The following is a 15,758-nucleotide window of genomic DNA, read 5'->3' as shown; positions in this document are numbered from 1 at the left end:
GGCTTGCCCGCACGGCTCAAGGGCTTCACCGTGACGGTGTACATCTCCGACTCGCGTTCCACGGCCAGCGCGGTGGCGACGGTCTGCCCGTCGCCCGTGGCGGTCACCCGGCCGGTGAAGCGGCCGGCGGTGTCGCCCCCGAGCCGGGTGTCGGCGACGATCCGCGCGGTGGCCTCGCCGTGCGCGGGGACGGTGAGGTGGCCGTCGGCGGTGAACATCCCGCCGGGGGCGGGGCTTCCGTCGGGTGCGGTGCCGTCCACGGCCAGCTTCAGGGTGACCGCGGTGTCACCCACGTTGCGGTAGGTGAGGGTCTTCGTGAGCGGCTGGTCATCGGTGTGCGGCCACTGGGCGAGACCGAAGGCGAGCGAGGTCTCCCGGGTGAACACCGTCTGCTTGATCGCCTTGCGCAGGTCGACCCGGCCCGAGCCCTGCTGGTACGCCGTGTACGCGCCGGGCGTGGTCGACGCCACGAGCGCCTGCTTGATGTCGTCGCCGGTCCAGTCGGGGTGCTGCTCGGCGAGAAGGGCGGCGGCACCCGCGACGTGCGGGGTCGCCATGGAGGTGCCGCTGAGGGAGATGTAGCCGTCCGCGACCGAGGGGGCGACGGAGGCCATGTAGCTGTCGTGTGCGGCCGCGGCCCCGATGTCCACGCCGGGTGCCGTGAGGTCGGGCTTGATCGCGTCGTCGTCGCCGGCGCGCGGGCCGGTGCTGGAGAACGGGGCCAGCACGTCCTGCTTGTCGACCGCGCCGACCGTCAGCGCCGCGTCGGCGCTGCCCGGGGTGCTGATGGTGCCGGCTCCCTGCTCGCCGTCGTTGCCAGCCGCCACCACGAAGAGGGTTCCGCTCTCGGCCGACAGCTTGTCGACCGCCTCCTCCATCGGGTCGAGCTCCGGGGAGTCGTAGGCACCCAGGCTGAGGTTGGCGACGTCCGCCTTCTCGGCCGCGGCCCACTCCATGCCGGCGATGATCCCGGACATGGCGCCCTGGCCGGTGTCGTTGAGCACCTTGCCGTCCAGCAGGCCGGCGCCGGGTGCCACACCCTTGTACGTCCCCCCGGACTTGGCGCCGGTGCCCGCAGCAATGGACGCGACGTGCGTGCCGTGGCCGAACAGGTCGTCCGTGGTCGGCGACTCGGAGAAGTTGTGCTCGGCGACGACCTTCCCGGCCAGGTCGGGGTGGGTGGTGTCGATGCCGCTGTCCAGGACGGCGATACGGGTACCGGTGCCGTCGTAGCCGGCCGCCCATGCCTCGGGCCCGCCGATCTGCGGCACGCTCTTGTCGAGCGAGGCCTGGACGACGGCGTCGAGCCACACCGAGGCGATACCGGGGGCGGCGGTGCGGGTCGTGGCCTGGGCGGAGCCCGTGGTGAGGGCGGTCCACAGCTGCGAAGTGCCGTTCGCGGGGGCGCTGATGGCGTCGGCGTCGATGCTGCTCAACGTGTGCCGCACGGTCGCCCCCGCGGTGGCGCGCAGTGCCGTCCTGGCCGCCGGGCGGCCCGTGTCGTACATGACGATGAGTCGCAGGTCCGTGCGCTGGGCGTAGGCGGGCGCGCTCTGCGTCGTCATGTCGAACAGGCGTCGGTCGAGACGGCCGGATTCGACCAGGACTCGGGCATCGTCCGGGATGGCGTAGGTGTGTCCGCCGATGGTCTCCACTTGAACCGGTATGTTTTCCCGGCCCTTGGCGGGGCGCAGGGAGAGCACGTCGCCCTTGCCGTCGGTCAGGACGCGGTCGCCCGTGATCAGCGGGATCCACCGCTGTTCGGCGGCGGCGGGCCGGGTGTCATCGGTGCCGAGGGCGGATCCGAGGGGTGCTCGGGAAGATGCCGTCGGGGCGGACGTGGTGGCGCCTGTGAGGGTCAGGGATGTCGCCGGCGTGCCGGCCGCCAGCAGTATGCCGAGGCCCACCAGTGCGGTGAACACCGGTCTCTTGGATGCGGACTTCACGGGTTCCTCTCGCCAGGCCACCCTCGACTCGGCCGATTCATGGGTCTCATGGGGCGAGTGGGGGTGGCGACAACAAGCGAGCGATGTCTACCAGTGAATACCTTGCTTCAAACCAGCAACCACGTTTCACGGAAACGGAGTTGCGTCCGGGTTCCGTCAGCCCGTGATACCTTCCCGTCGCATCTCCACGGCCAGGACGTGTTCGGCGGTGTGCACGAGGACCTCCTGTACGGACTCACGGTGGCGCGCGTCGCACAACAGGACGGGCACTTCGGGCCCGAGACTCAGCGCGGCGCCACGCCGATGTCGGACGTCTCCGGAGTCAGCGCCGCCAGGCAGGCGTTCTCGCCCGCGGTGCAGACGAAGAGGAAGCCGGATTCCATCTCGACCATCGTCTGGCGCACCGCACCGCCGCCGAAGTGACGCCCGGTCCCCTTGGCGAGGCTGTGGAAGCCCGAGGCGACGGCGCACAGCCGCTCGGCCTGGTCGCGGCTCAGCCGGTCCGACGTACCCAGCAGCAGGCCGTCCGTCGACAGGAGGACCGCGTGACCGATGTCGGGCACATTGCGGACCATGTCGTTCAGCAGCCAGTTCATCTGCGTGGGCTCAGAGACATGCGACATCGTCATCTGCCATCGTGGCTTTCTACTTCAGCATGCCGAGGTGGGGAAGCGAGGCCGTCCACGGGGGAGTAGCGGTGATTCTGTCCGTCGCCGACGCGAGCGCGAGCGGCTGCCGCCTGGAGCGAGGACATCATCGAGCGGACGTAGTCCGGCCGGCTGACATCGCCGGTGTTCTGCTGCGCGGGCGACGCGAAGGCGCCGACGTCCCGCGGCCGGCGATCGGGGATGCCGGGAGACTCCTGCGGGGGTGCCGGGGTCTCGTAGGACCTGGTGTCCTTGACCGGGTGCGTTGTCCTCGTACGCCCACGACGGCCGGACCCGCGACGGTGCGGCCTCTCCGGCGGAGCCACCCCAGTCCAGCACCCGGCCGGACTGTCCCTCCTCGGACTCGCGCTGCAGCTCGCGTGCCAGGCTCTGTTGCGGCACCCGGCGGGGCACACCGTCGATGGTCTCCGGCTCGGCGGGCGGCAGCGGCTGGTGGAAGTGCGGCACGGAAGACATGTCGCTCTGCCGCGTGATCGGGACATCCTCGTACGTGTGCGCCGGGAAGGCTGCTGCCGGTTCTTGCCACCCGTCGTCCGGGGCACCCCCGTACGCAGGGCCCGTGGGTGCCGCGGCGACCGCGCCGAAGTCGTGCTCCACCAGCTTCCCGAGGCCTCGGCGGGCGGCCCGTAGCCACGCTCGTGACGCACCGCCGTCGGCAGGAGCGGGCTCGTCGTCCCCCGCGTCCGACGCGGTCCACTCCAGCAGTTGGTCGGGGATCAGCACGACGGCGCTCATGCCGCCGTACGGCGAGGGCCGCAGGGTGACACGGATGTCGTGGCGCCGGGCGAGACGGCCGACGGTCACCAGCCCGAGGCGGGTGCTGTCCAGCGCGGTGACGTCCACGGGGGAGGCGATGCGCTCGTTCGCCTCGTCGATCTCCGTCGCCGGCATGCCCAGGCCCCGGTCGTCGATCTCGATGATCAGGCCGCCTGCCGCGCTGCTCGCGCTGACCCGGACCTCACTGTCTGACGGCGAGAACGCCTCCGCGTTCTCGATGAGTTCGGCGACCAGGTGGATGACGTCCGCGGCCGCACGGCCGAGCACGCCGACCGCCGGTGCCGGGAGGATGACGACGCGGGCGAGGAACTCCGTTTCCGCGACAGCCCCTCGGATCACGTCGACCACCGGCACCGGGTGGCGCCAGAAACGCCCGTGAGGCGAACCGGAGAGGATGATCAGTCCTTCCGCGTACCGCCGCATACGTGTGGCGGTGGACGCCTTCGGATACGCGTCCGCCGAGGCCGACCTCGCAAGGTTGCGCACGCAGTTCGGCCTGCCGGCCTGCACGACGGACAACGGCTGCTTCCGGAAGGTGGACCAGCGCGGCGGCACGGACTACCCGCACCTCCAGGGTGCCGTCCTCCCCGGCCTCGGAGGCTGCACCGGTGAGGACGTGAACTGGCTGTCGGAGAACCGGACGACGCTGGAGCTGGCCCCCGGTCAGTCGAAGCAGATCACGGTCACGGCCGACGCCAGGGTCCTCACGGCTCCGGGTGCCTACGCCGCCGACCCGAACATGATCACCGACACGCCGTACGTGCCACAGCCGGTCCGGGTCGGCCTGAAGGCGAGCGCCCCCGCCTCGTGGGCGGAGATCACCGGGACGGTCACCGACGCGGCGACGGGCAGGACGCTCGCCGGAGCGACGGTGTCCCCGTCGGGGCGGGGCGAAAGCCCCCGTCACGGTGACCACCGACCGGCACGGGGTGTACCGGGTGTGGTCGGAGGCGGGTAGGCCGACGATGACGGTCACCGACGAGGGATACGCCAAGCGCAGCAAGGCGGTCTCGGCACGGTCCGGCAGGACGGCGACGGTCGATTTCACCCTGTCGGCGGACTGATGCCGTAGCCCGCTGGTTCCCGATACATGGGGGTGCCCCGCCGGTCTGTCCAGCGGGGGCACCCCACACGCGTACCGTGGGGCCCCGCCCACATGTCCATGATCCACGCGCGGATACAATGACCTGCGACGCCGCCCCGTGAACACGCGGTCTGGCACACGTATCTCGGAACTCGGTCGGCATGCGGCCGCCGACGTCCGGTACAGCGCGGAATGCTGCTCGCCGGGGTGGCGCGTGCGCGAAGAAAGGTGAACGACATGGTCCTCGCACAGTTCCGGCGCTGGTGGTCCCAGGGCGCCGCGGACCAGGCGGCGGGCCTCTCCCATCCGCTGCCTCCGCAGGCGGGCGCGCTGGTCCGCGAGATCGTCGACCCGACCGGCGCCCCGATGCCGTTCACGGACATCGTCATCACCGCCCAGGACACGAACCGTGTCACCGCCCGGGGCTCGACCGACCCGTACGGTCTCTTCCTCGCGGCACTGCCTCCAGGTCGCTACGGACTGCTGGCGGTGGCGGACGGGTTGAAGCCGCACCACGAGATGATCGACATCATCGCCGGAACGGCGGCGCCCGCCGAGAGGATCTGGCTGGAGCCGTCCGAACACCAGATGCTGCCGGACCCGGGTACCTGGCTCTTCGACCCGCCGCACACGGCGATCCGGTTCATCGCCCAGCACGTCGGCATGGCCCACGTCCACGGCAGGTTCGACCGTTTCCAGGGCGGCATCGAGATCGCTCAGGACATGTCGCAGTCGCGCGTCCGCCTCCGTATCGATGCCGCCAGCATCAACACCGGCAACACCACCCGCGACAACCATCTGCGCTCCGCCGACTTCCTCGACGTCGAGAACTTCCCGCACATCGAGTTCGCGAGCACGCGCTTCGTCTACCGCGGCGGCACCAAGTGGTCCGTGCAGGGTGCCCTGACGATGCACGGTGTGAGCCGCTCCGTCGCTCTGGACACCACGTACCTGGGCGTGGTCAACGGCGGCTACGGCGAGGAACTCCGCTGTGCGGCCCAGGCGACCGCGGAGCTGCACCGCGACGACTTCACCCTCAACTGGCGGTCCATGCTGGCCCGGGGCATCGCGGTGGTGGGCCCGACGGTCCAACTGGAGCTGGACGTCCAGGCGATGTACCGCACCCACGACACCCCCACGCCGCCGGAGTAGGTCAGGCGGAGCGTGCGGCCAGCGCCTTGCGCTCCATACTGGCGGCGTACAGCGGCGTTTCGAGCTGGTTGTGCGCGACGACCCCGACCTGTCGTTTGGCGGCCACTTCCGCGAAGTCCAGGCCCTGTTCGGCGAGCATGTCCAGGAACCCCTGGGTGGGCCGGCTGCCGATGTCGTTGGTGTAGAGGCAGGTGCCGTCGGGCTGCTCCACCACGCTCAGGTCCCAGACCACCTGTACCTTGCTCCACCCTCCCGGGGTCTGCACGTCCGACAGGGAGACCATGCGGCAGTGATGCGGCTCCTGCACCTCGGCCACGTAGTGCTGGATGATGAGGCCGCCGGCGATCTCCTCGACGTTGATCGACATGGGGCGCCCGTCGTCCGTGGTGGTGGCACCGCACGCCTTGTGGTCCGGCGGCGCGCAGCGCTGGTATTCCGCGTCGGGCAGGTGCAGCAGCCAGTCCGGGATGTCGATGGTGTCGAGCGGGGCGTTGATGACGGCCGATTCCACGGACGCCGACAGCTGGAGGTCGGAGATCACCTGGTCGTTGGACATGTCTCGCCGTTCCTTTCCCAGGACCGCACCGAGCCGCGAAGCAGCCCGTTTTGCAGCAGTTTGTCACCCTAGGTCTGCGGGTGCAGCTCCAGCGGGTGACACCTCGGAGAGGTTTCGCCGTGGGTACTTGCGAGGTTGCTCTCTGTGCTCGGTGGCGGTCGGCGGGATCAGGTGACGGGCGGAAGGTCAGGGCCGGTGGTGCCGAGCTGCTCGGCCGCCAGGACCTGCGGTACGGGCCACGTCACACCCGGGGGCGGCCAGCTCTGGCCGGTCTCGCGCAGGAAGTCCGCGGGGGGGTGCCTCTATGTCCTTCGTCAAGGCACTCCTGTCGGGTTTGGGGTGATTCGGGCTTGCTGGGGTTATGCGGCGAGCTCGACGTCCGCGGGGGTGCGGGATTCGTAGAAGGTGCCGTCTCGGAGCATGGCGAACAGGACGCTGATGCGTTGGCGGGCGAGGCGGAGGAGGGCCTGGGTGTGGGTTTTGCCGCGGGCGCGTTGCTTGTCGTAGTAGGTGCGGGAGGCGGGATCGGCGTTCATGCAGGCGAAGGCGGAGAGGAACATGGCGCGTTTGAGCTGGCGGTTGCCGCCTCGCGGCGCGTGTTCGCCGTGGATCGAGGTCCCCGACGACTTCGTGGTCGGGGCGAGTCCGGCGTAGGAGGCCAGGTGGGCGGCGCTCGGGAAGCTGGTGCCGTCGCCGACGGTGACCAGCAGGACGGCGGCGGTCCTGACGCCGACGCCGGGCATCGACGTCAGGACCGGGGAAAGAGGGTGGGCCTCCAGCAGGGCGTTGATCTGGGCTTCCAGGGCCCGGCGCTGTTCGTGGACAGCGGCGAGAGAGCGGGCCAGGGAGGGCACGACGATGTCGAGGGTGCCGGTCCCCGGGACCACGACGGTCTGCTCGTCCAACGCCTCGAAGATGTCGTCGACCAGCCGCTGGGCCATGCGCGGGGCCTTGGGCCGGATGAGCTCGACGAGCCTGCGGCGGCCGGCTTTGCGCAGTGCGGCCGGCGAGCCGTAGCGCTCCAGCAGCCAGGTGACGGCCTGGTGGTCGAGGCGGGGGCCCAGGACGCGCTCCAGCGACGGGTGGAACTGGGTGAGCAGGCCGCGTATGCGGTTGGAGGTGCGGGTGGCCTCGGCCGCGAGGTCCTGGTCGAAGCCGACGAGGACCGTGAGTTCGGCGGTGATCTCGTCGGTGAGCTCCAGCGAGCGCAAGGTGTGCGGCATGGTCCGGGCCGCATCCGCGATGACCGCAGCGTCCTTCGCATCGGTCTTGGCCTCGCCCGGATACAGGTCGGCGATCCGCCGCATCGCGAGTCCGGGCAGGTAGGCGACCTTGCAGCCCGCGTCCCGGGCGACCGTGAGCGGGAGGGCTCCGATGGAGGCGGGCTGGTCCACGATCACCAGGACGGTGCCGAACTTCGCGGCCAGTTTGTCGAGGACGGCCCGCAGTTTCGGCTCGCTGTTGGGCAGCTGCTTGTCGAAGACCTTCTTCCCGGCCGGAGTCAGCCCGTGCCCGTGATGAGAGCTCTTGCCGACGTCCAGGCCGAGGAACACGCCCACGTCTTCGGTGTCGAACATCGCGCCCTTCCAGGAAAGTTGAACGTGCCGGCCTCGGCAGCGGTGTCGTACGCGCGCATCCACGTTATGCAGACCTGCCGCCCGCGAGCTGTCCGGCGTTGCGCCGGACCGGGCGGTGGCCGGACCTCTCATCAGCGTCTCCGACGGCACCTCCCGGGCCCGGTGACACCACCCCCCAGGTCATCCGTTCGACAGGGGGACACAGTCATGCCGGGCCCGGAGGCCAGCGGCCCTCTTGCAGGACCGCGGAAAACATAACGGGGGGGTTCGTACAGCGGCGGCTGGGTGCCGTCGGGGACCATCGAGGCCCACTGGATGCCCGAGGTCCTTTCCGTGAACTCCTGCCGCATGGCGGCCAGTCGGTCGGGCTGCTCGATGAGGTCGACGGCGGCGGCCGCGAGGTAGCGTGCGGCGGAGAGCAGCGCCTGATGGCCGATGCCGGTGGCGGCCGTCGCGGTGACGCCCCAGTTGTGGTTCGGGATGCCCGGCGGGTAGGCCGCCGCCAGCAGAACGGCGGTGGGCGCCTGCCAGCTGATGTCGGCGGTGTCGGTGGCCAGGCCGCCGGTGTACGCCGCCGCCGGTGGTGTGAGTGGGGTCAGCTCGGTGGGCATGCCGACCTCCGGGCGGCCGAGGGACCTCTGCACGGCCCTGGCCAGCGTGTGGTCCGCGCCGGTGAACCGCGGCGCGCCGATCTGCCGCATGTTGTCGTTGAGGAGTTCCGCCCCGGCCTTGTTCGCCAGCAGGTTCCACGTGGCGGAGTGGAACTTGTGCACCAGGCGGGTCTGGCTCGCCTGGGCCGCGGCCTTCGCGCAGTCGACGATCTTGTCGTACAGGACCCGGGCGCGGTCGGGGCTTCCCTCGCGGACGAAGAACCAGATGGAGCACATGTCGGGCGTCACGTTGGGAGCGCCGCCCCCGTTGATGATCGCGTAGTGGAAGCGGCCCGAGGGCGCGACGTTCTTCTCCCGCAGGTACTCCGACATCGTCGCCATCAGCAGGGCGCCGTCCAGGCCGCTCTTGTTGCCGAGCGGTGTGCCGCCGTGTCCGGAGGCACCGAGGAAGGTGAAGGTGGCCGATATCAGCGCGCTGGTGGTGTTCCAGAACGGCACGGTGATGTTGAAGGGGTGCCAGTCGAGGAAGGCGTCGAGACCGTCGTACACACCGGCCTTGACCGCGTACGCCTTGCCGACCAGCTGCTCCTCGCCGGCGCTGCCGAAGAGTTTGACCGTGGCCTTCAGGCCCTGGGTACGGATCGCATGGGCCACGGCGATGGCAGCGGCCGTGCCGCCGGCGCCCAGGGTGTTGTGGGCGTCGCCGTGCCCGGCACCGTAGGTGGGACCGTAGGCGTCGTAGTTGTAGACCAGCGGGTCGTGGGTGGCGACCCCGCGCTTCTGGGACAGGCCGGGCAGCGCGTCGTACTCCGCGTTGAAGCCCAGGACGGGCCCGGAGCTGCCGTAGGTGGCCACGAAGGCGGTCGGGAAGCCGGCGGAGCCCCACTCGATGGTGAAGCCGTTGTCCTCCAGCAGACGTGCGGTGACGAGTGAGGACTTCCATTCGCGCAGCGACAGTTCGGCGTGCTTCCACACCTCGTCGCTCAACTTGGTGATCGCCCCTTGGTTGGCGTCGATCCAGTCGAGTGCCGTCCGCTTCGCGTCGGTGTTCCCGGCGAGACCGGTGGGGGGCTTGTACGAGGCGGGGGAGACCCCGGTCTTCTCGTCGTGTCCCAGGGTCGCCGCCAGTACCGGGTCGGCCTGGAGTATGGCGGCCGTGGTGGCGGTGGCGCTGAGCCCGAACATCTTGAGCAGGCGTCGGCGGCCCGGGTGCAGGTCGTTCACGTGCGTGTCGTTCCTCGCGTGAGGGGAGTCGCACCGATGCCCACCGGCGCTTGCCTCCGTGGTGCGGGAGACCAGGACGTACCGGGGCCCACGGCCGCGCACACTTGATGATCAGGAGTCTGACTCAGGCTCAACACCGTTGCGTTTGAGTCCTGAGTCGCAGGCCAAGCCCTGGTGAATGACGCAACGGGACGTCCTGACAGATCAGCTTGTGTCGAGCAAGGAGATCATCGGGAGTCGCGCTCGGTCGAGGCGGCAGGGGGCGTGTACGCGCCGGACCGCCCCGCGGACGACCGCATGGACAGCACGTGACGGGGGGCTCCCGGAAACCCGGGAGCCCCCCGTCACGGCTTCGTTCGGCGTTCCGAATTCCCCCACTCCGGGCCGGTGTGACGACGAGTCAGGACTACTCGGGGAGCATGATGGTGCCCGCGAGCTCGTTCATGGTCTGGTAGCGCGCCATCTGGTCGTCGTCGATGATCGCCGGCGGCAGCTCGCCCGGCCGGGCCGGAGCTGCGTAGTCGGCGATGATCTGCTCGGGGCCCGCCGGAGTGAACATGAAGATCATGCGTGCGGCATGGTTCGCCTTGTTCGTGAACCGGTGCCGGACGCCCCGGGGAACGTGGATGAAGTCCCCCGCGACCGCCGTGAACGTCTCCTCCCCGTCGAGGAACTCCAGTTCCCCGTCGAGGATGTAGAAGGTCTCCTCGCGATCGGGATGTGCGTGGGCGAGAGGTCCGCCGCCGGCCGGAATCGTTCCCTCGATGAAGCCGAAGCCGCCGTTGGTCTGCGCGCCCGTCGCCTTGATCGTGTAGACGTCACCGACCGCCCACACCGTGGGGCCCTTGCCCGACGGCACGTAGAGCGCGCCGCTCTTCTTCCACAGCGGATCGTCCGCCGGCAGGGTGTCCAGGGAAAAAGTCATGAGAGTCCCACCTATTTGTGTTACTGGAATGGGTAAAGGTGCCTGCTTGTGCTTTGTGCACCAGAGGACGCGTCCCGACAGAGGCGGCCGGGTACGCGTCACTCACACCGGGACGTCGGTCTGCCCGGCCTACAGGCCGCGACGGAGCGCGTCGAGCCCCTCGGCGATCATGCGCTGGCTCACGGCTGCCTGCGGCACCAGCTGGGCCGCGCCGTGGAAAGTGCCGGGGAAGTGGTGCAGTTCGGTCGGCACGCCCGCGATGATCAGCCGCTGGGCGTAGCCCAGGTCCTCGTCGCGCAGCGGGTCGAACTCGGAGGCCGTGATGTACGCGGGCGGCAGGCCGGCCAGGTCCTCGGCACGGGCCGGTGCTGCGTACGGGCTGACGTCGTCGCCGCCGCGCAGCCCCCTGCCACCGAGGTAGTAGTCCCAAGACAGTTCCGCGTTGCGGCGGTTCCAGCCGGGGATGTCGGTGAGGGCGTGCATGGAGGCCGTGGCCAGCCGGTCGTCCAGCACCGGGACACCGAGGTACTGCATCTTCAGAGCGGGCCCGTCGTGGTCCCGAGCGAACAGCGCGACGGCCGCGGCCAGGCCGCCGCCCGCGCTCTCTCCGCCCACACCGATCCGGTCGGGGTCCACGCCCAGTTCGTCGGCGTGCTCCGCGAACCAGCACAGGGCGGCGTAGCAGTCCTCCAGAGGCGCCGGGAAGGGGTGCTCCGGGGCGGTGCGGTAGTCCACCGACACCACCACCGCGCCCACTTCGGCGGCGATGCGGACCGTCTCGGTGTGGAAGAAGTCCGCGAGCCCGATGACGAAGGCGCCCCCGTGCATGTACAGCAGACCGGGCAGCTTCCCGGTGCGGTTCGCGGGCGTGTAGATGCGCACGCCGACCTCCGGGGCGCCCTGGAAGCCCGGCACCGTGATGTCCCGGACGTCGACCGGGACCGGCGGGTCGAAGGGCGCGGGCTCCATGAGCTCAGCCTGTGCCCGCATCTTCGCCACGTTCGCGTAGTCCACGTCGGCGAGCAGTGGCACCCACGGAGCAAGCTCTGGGTCGAACAAGTACGGCATTGTCTGTTCCTCCTGGGGGGTGCACCCCCAGTCTCTGTGAATCGCCGGGTGGCAGACCAGCCGTCATCCGGCGGTCATCCGGCGTCGGCATCCGCCGGTTGGCGGATGCCGTAGGCTTCGCCGTGTGAATGGCCTGCTCCTGCGTCTGTCAGCTCTCGACGCCGATGCGGAGAACGCCGTGCGGGTGATCGCGTTCTTCGACACCCTGATCTCCACCCGGGCCACGCTGCGCACTCTCGTACGCGAGACGGCCCGCCTCGCCGAGTGCGCGGTCGGCGTCGCGGACTGCGAACTGGGGGTATGCCTGCGCTCCGATGCCGCGGGGCAGGTCATCGCCCACACCCCTGAGCCGGTCGGACCCGCCGTGCGGGAGATCTCCCCGAGCAGCCGGGTGTGGCTGGAACGCGTCGGCGAACCGTTCGCGCTGGACACCATCCTGCTGGAGCGGTTCGCGTTCGCCGCAGCGCTCCTACTGGACCGCACGCGGGGTCCGCTGCCCGAACCGGGCGACGAGGCCCTGGTGGAGCTGGCGCTGTCGGCCAGTGCCGGAGAGGCCGAGCGGGCCCGGGCGGTGCGCCTGCTGCGGTTCGACCCGTCGGCCGGGGTGCACGTCCTGGCCGTGGCCGCCGCGCCCGGGGACCTCAGACACCTCCTGCGCGCCCTGGCCGCCGCTGATCCGGGTGTGCGCAGCGCGTCGATCGGGCCTGTGCACGTGGTGCTCACCCGCTCGTTGCCCGCAGATATGCGGGAAGCGGCGGGGGAGGGGGTGCGGATCGGCGTGGGGGACGCGCTGCCCGCGATCGACGCGCCTGAGTCCTGGCGGCAGGCCCGTACGGCGCTGCGGTTCGCGACCCGGGAAGGTCCGCGTCCGGCCGTGGTCCAGGCCGGACAACTCGGCGCGCTGGCGGCCATCGCGGCACGGCTGCGCGCGGAGGACATCGCGAAGGTCGCCGACGTGAGCGTGCTGGACGCACTCGCCACCGACCCTCACGGCGCGGACACCCTGACCGTACTCGCCGCCTTCTGCGCGACCGGCTCGGCCCGCAAGGCGGCCGCCCAGGTCTACCGGCACCACAGCACCGTGACGGCCCGGCTCGCCCAGGCCGAGGCCCGGCTCGGCTTCTCGTTCGGCCCTCCGGCCGGACGGCAGCGACTCGAACTCGCGATCCTGCTGAGGCAGCTGCGCGACACCGCCGAGTGACGGCCCACCGGCCGCATCCGGCGGTGGGGACGTCGAACCGGTTCCGACGGTGGCGTCTGGCCGGGCTCTGGCCGACCGCTCGGTGACGTGGCGCGGTCCGCGTCGCCCGCCGTCTGGCCGTTGCTCATCCAGTACGGGTACAGGCACAGGGCGGCCTCGTGCACAACGGTGTCGCCGTCCGGCACCCGGAACGTGCCGGTGTACGCCAGGTAGTGGCGTGCCGCCTCGGCCAGTTCCTCCGGCCGTCCGTACTCCTGTCGCTCCTCGTCAAACAGCGGCCGGTCCGGGGTCGTGATCGGACATGTACCCGTCGGCGGTGTACATGATCAGGCTCAAGGGGTGTTCACCGTACGGTCGCACCACCTCGCCGTCGTCCACGGCGGTGGCCTGGCAGGAGACCAGAAGCCAGGTTCCGATGAGGCTGCAGGGGGCCTTGGTCGTCGGCCGTTCCTTCTCCGGACAACACCCCATGACCAGCCGGGACTACACCGTCCGCACCACCGTCACGTTCGTCGAGCACGGGCTCGCGCCCCGCTCACGGACGTCACGCGACTGTGTTGAAGTCAGGCTCGCGAACGTGCGGTTGTCTCAACTGGTCGGCTCTTGTGGCGTGCATACGTGTGCCGGGGGAGACCTGTCGAGCTTCGGCCGCGTGTGGGGCGGCCGGGACGGGCCACCGGACCGGGGGTCGTCACCTGCACGCGGGACGCGGACCGTCCGCGGCTCGCGTCCCGGTGTGCTCCCGGGTCCGGTGCGGTCAGGTCAGCTCGATGAGGACCTTGCCGACGGCGCCCTGTTCCACGGCCGCGTGGGCGTCGGCGACGCGCTCCACCGGAAAGCGGTGCAGCGGCAGCCCCGCCTCCTCGCCGACCTGCAGTGCGCCGTCCGCGACCGCGGCGGAGACGCCCGCCACCGCGTGGTCCTTGGCCGCCGTCGGGACGGTGTAGATCATCACGGCCTGCCAGCGCACGTTGCCGAACATCAGCGGCAGTACGGGAAGCGTCAGGGTGTCACCACCGTCGTTGGCGTACACGGCCAGCGTGCCGTTGGGAGCGAGCACGGCCACGTCCAGTTCGGCGTTGGGGCCCGGGGCGACCTCTACGATCACGTCGACTCCGTCCGGGGCCACCGCACGGATGGCCGCCGCGGTGTCACCCGCGCGGTAGTTCACCACGTGCTGGGCGCCGGCGGTGCGGGCGAGAGCCTCCTTCTCGGCGCTGCTGACGGTGGTGATCACGGTCGCTCCGGCCCAGCGGGCCAGCTGGATGGCCGCGTTGCCCACCGCTCCGGCGCCGCCGGCCACCAGCACCGTACGGCCGGCGAGTGCGCCGGGGCGCAGCTGCTCCGGGCCGCCTTCGGCGATGGTGAGGCAGCGATGAGCGGTCAGCGCCGGGATGCCGAGGCTGGCGCCGAGCTCGAAGGAGGCGTGGTCGGGGAGCGGTACCACCTGCCGCAGCGGCAGGACCACGTACTCCTGGGCGGTGCCGTCGGCGCGCTGCCAGGCGGCCTCCCAGATCCAGACCCGCCGTCCGGCCCAGGCCGCGTCGACTCCCTCGCCCACCGCGTCGACCACGCCGGCGCCGTCCTGGTTGGGCACCTGCTCGACGCCGTCGGTGTGCCCCCGGGAACCCCGGCGCGCCTTCCAGTCGGTGGGGTTGACCCCCGACATCCGTACCCTGACGCGGACCTCGCCCGCTCCGGGCTCGGGAGTCGGACGGTCGACGAGTTCCATCACTTCGGGGCCGCCGGTGCTCCGGTACACGATTGCCTTCATCTGCTGCCTCCTCTGTCGTCGATGTCCCGACCAGGCCGGACACCGTATGCGTCGACCCTGGCCTGTCCCGGCGCGCCATGGGGGCGAGCGCCGCGCCGAAGCCGCCTTGATCGCTCGAAGAGACGGCTGCCACCCAAATCTGGATGACACCCATCATACTGGCCGAGAGGGCCATAGATGTGAAAAGTGACGTTTACCCCATCGTCGCTCTGTCGCGGCCGGCTCGGGACGTGCCGGTGGCGGGTGCGGCGTGGGCCAGGGCCAGCAGGACACAGACGTCGGCGAGCGCGGGCACGTCGTAGCTGAAGGGGCGCGGGCCCACCTGGTCGGGTCTGCTCACATAACCTCCGTCGGGCCGCTGCCGGCCGACCAGGTAGCGAAGGGCGCGATCGAACGAGTCCGCCTGCTCCGGGGCACGGCTGAGGGCGATGACCGCGTAGGCCGTGCTGATCGGGTCACTGCGGTCGCCCCGCCAGTGCCCCCAGCCGCCGTCCTGGCCCTGGGTGCTCACCAGGTGGCCGATGATCCCGCGGGCCGTCGCGGACGCCGCCTTGCGCAGTGCGGCGGGCGCGTCGTCACGGACGGAGGCGCAGGCCAGCGTGGCGCGGAAGACGGCGTTGGTGAGGTTGCGGCTCCAGCCGCGTTCCAGCACGCCGGCGGGACCACCCTGGCTCACGATGAACGCGACCCCCCGCTCCGCGACCGCGCGGTGGGCGGGATTGCCCGACAGCGCGTTCACCGCCGCCGCCGTCATGGCCACCTCGGAGGGAGCGCCCGCGGCGAAGGTGGGGAATCCGCCGTCGGGATTGCGCCGGGCGAGGAGATAGGCCTCGGCGCGCTCGATCGTCGCCGTGTGCGTTCGCGGCGCGGCCGTACGCAGGAACTCGATGGCGTAGGAGGTGTCGTCGACGTCGCTCTGCCGTACCCCCACGGTGTATCCGAAGCCGCCGTCCGAGTTCTGCTGTGCGGCGAGAGCGTCGGCCATCGAGGCGATCAGTGGGGCGGGGGTGCCGCTGGTGGCGAGCGCGAGTCCGGCGAACGCCGTGGCGAAGACGTCCAGGCCGGTGATGTACGGCAGGCCGCCGTCCGGCCGCAGTTCGGCGACGACGGCCCGCAGCGCACGCCGGACGGCCGGCCGGTGCTCGGGGTGCTTGCGCAGCGCGAGCAGGCGCGCCAGGTGGTTGCCCTGGCGCAA

At 70.9% G+C, this 15,758-nt stretch carries 12 protein-coding genes and 2 pseudogenes; 3 read left to right on the top strand and 11 right to left on the bottom strand.

All coding sequences use genetic code 11. From position 1 onward, the window contains the following. From JF597_RS29905 to JF597_RS29895, 3 genes and pseudogenes are all read right to left on the bottom strand, one after another. A partial coding sequence (locus JF597_RS29905) for a S8 family serine peptidase (RefSeq protein WP_294002433.1) occupies positions 1-1,946 on the bottom strand: 1,946 nt, incomplete at its 3' end. 296 nt (positions 1,947-2,242) lie between these two features. Next, positions 2,243-2,575, bottom strand: a pseudogene (locus tag JF597_RS29900) (roadblock/LC7 domain-containing protein); the annotation flags it as partial. A 21-nt stretch (positions 2,576-2,596) separates the two neighbouring features. Beyond that, positions 2,597-3,730: a sensor histidine kinase gene (locus JF597_RS29895; protein ID WP_294002432.1), complete on the bottom strand. Its 1,134-nt coding sequence runs from the start codon at positions 3,728-3,730 to the stop codon at positions 2,597-2,599. 55 nt (positions 3,731-3,785) lie between these two features. Between JF597_RS29895 and JF597_RS29890 the strand changes: the two genes are divergently transcribed. After that, entirely contained in the window at positions 3,786-4,349 is a 564-nt protein-coding gene (locus tag JF597_RS29890) for a hypothetical protein (protein WP_294002431.1), read from the top strand. 363 nt (positions 4,350-4,712) lie between these two features. Next, the gene (locus tag JF597_RS29885; protein ID WP_294002429.1) at positions 4,713-5,627 is read left to right on the top strand and encodes a YceI family protein; all 915 of its coding nucleotides are present in this window, start codon (positions 4,713-4,715) and stop codon (positions 5,625-5,627) included. Position 5,628: 1 nt separating this feature from the next. Here the strand turns inward: JF597_RS29885 and JF597_RS29880 are convergent, their stop codons facing one another. The 5 genes from JF597_RS29880 to JF597_RS29860 all read right to left on the bottom strand — a co-directional run bounded on the left by JF597_RS29880 (position 5,629) and on the right by JF597_RS29860 (position 11,588). After that, positions 5,629-6,183, bottom strand: a complete 555-nt coding sequence (locus tag JF597_RS29880) for a hypothetical protein (protein WP_294002428.1) — start codon at positions 6,181-6,183, stop codon at positions 5,629-5,631. A gap of 359 nt (positions 6,184-6,542) precedes the next feature. Beyond that, positions 6,543-7,760 (bottom strand): IS110 family transposase, encoded by a 1,218-nt coding sequence (locus JF597_RS29875; RefSeq protein ID WP_294002427.1) that lies wholly within the window; start codon positions 7,758-7,760, stop codon positions 6,543-6,545. Positions 7,761-7,891: 131 nt separating this feature from the next. Continuing rightward, positions 7,892-9,595 (bottom strand): amidohydrolase, encoded by a 1,704-nt coding sequence (locus JF597_RS29870; protein ID WP_294002426.1) that lies wholly within the window; start codon positions 9,593-9,595, stop codon positions 7,892-7,894. A gap of 406 nt (positions 9,596-10,001) precedes the next feature. Further along, positions 10,002-10,520 (bottom strand): cupin domain-containing protein, encoded by a 519-nt coding sequence (locus JF597_RS29865; protein WP_294002425.1) that lies wholly within the window; start codon positions 10,518-10,520, stop codon positions 10,002-10,004. A gap of 129 nt (positions 10,521-10,649) precedes the next feature. After that, entirely contained in the window at positions 10,650-11,588 is a 939-nt protein-coding gene (locus JF597_RS29860; RefSeq protein ID WP_294002424.1) for an alpha/beta hydrolase, read from the bottom strand. A 124-nt stretch (positions 11,589-11,712) separates the two neighbouring features. Here JF597_RS29860 and JF597_RS29855 point away from each other — a divergent pair, with 124 nt between their 5' ends. Beyond that, positions 11,713-12,789 (top strand): helix-turn-helix domain-containing protein, encoded by a 1,077-nt coding sequence (locus JF597_RS29855; RefSeq protein ID WP_294002423.1) that lies wholly within the window; start codon positions 11,713-11,715, stop codon positions 12,787-12,789. Between the two features lie 125 nt (positions 12,790-12,914). Here the strand turns inward: JF597_RS29855 and JF597_RS55710 are convergent. The 3 genes and pseudogenes from JF597_RS55710 to JF597_RS29845 form a co-directional block, all read right to left on the bottom strand. Further along, positions 12,915-13,260, bottom strand: a pseudogene (locus JF597_RS55710) (lipocalin-like domain-containing protein); the annotation flags it as partial. Positions 13,261-13,546: 286 nt separating this feature from the next. Continuing rightward, positions 13,547-14,563 carry an NADPH:quinone reductase gene (locus JF597_RS29850; RefSeq protein ID WP_294002422.1) on the bottom strand — a complete coding sequence of 339 codons (1,017 nt, stop codon included), beginning with the start codon at positions 14,561-14,563 and terminating at the stop codon, positions 13,547-13,549. 193 nt (positions 14,564-14,756) lie between these two features. Continuing rightward, positions 14,757-15,758 (bottom strand): prenyltransferase/squalene oxidase repeat-containing protein, encoded by a 1,002-nt coding sequence (locus JF597_RS29845; protein ID WP_294002421.1) that lies wholly within the window; start codon positions 15,756-15,758, stop codon positions 14,757-14,759.

Origin of the sequence: Streptomyces sp. (genome assembly GCF_019510245.1) — a bacterium.
Taxonomy (GTDB): domain Bacteria; phylum Actinomycetota; class Actinomycetes; order Streptomycetales; family Streptomycetaceae; genus Streptomyces.
Note: the sequence above shows the minus strand (reverse complement) of the source record. Positions and strands in the feature narration are given on the sequence as shown.

Bases quoted from the DNA above. Each gene is read 5' to 3' on its own strand.
- JF597_RS29890 (WP_294002431.1), top strand. From the start codon at position 3,786: ATGATCAGTCCTTCCGCGTACCGCCGCATACGTGTGGCGGTGGACGCC.
- JF597_RS29860 (WP_294002424.1), bottom strand. From the start codon at position 11,588: ATGCCGTACTTGTTCGACCCAGAGCTTGCTCCGTGGGTGCCACTGCTC.
- JF597_RS29850 (WP_294002422.1), bottom strand. From the start codon at position 14,563: ATGAAGGCAATCGTGTACCGGAGCACCGGCGGCCCCGAAGTGATGGAA.
- JF597_RS29880 (WP_294002428.1), bottom strand. From the start codon at position 6,183: ATGTCCAACGACCAGGTGATCTCCGACCTCCAGCTGTCGGCGTCCGTG.
- JF597_RS29875 (WP_294002427.1), bottom strand. From the start codon at position 7,760: ATGTTCGACACCGAAGACGTGGGCGTGTTCCTCGGCCTGGACGTCGGC.
- JF597_RS29885 (WP_294002429.1), top strand. From the start codon at position 4,713: ATGGTCCTCGCACAGTTCCGGCGCTGGTGGTCCCAGGGCGCCGCGGAC.
- JF597_RS29865 (WP_294002425.1), bottom strand. From the start codon at position 10,520: ATGACTTTTTCCCTGGACACCCTGCCGGCGGACGATCCGCTGTGGAAG.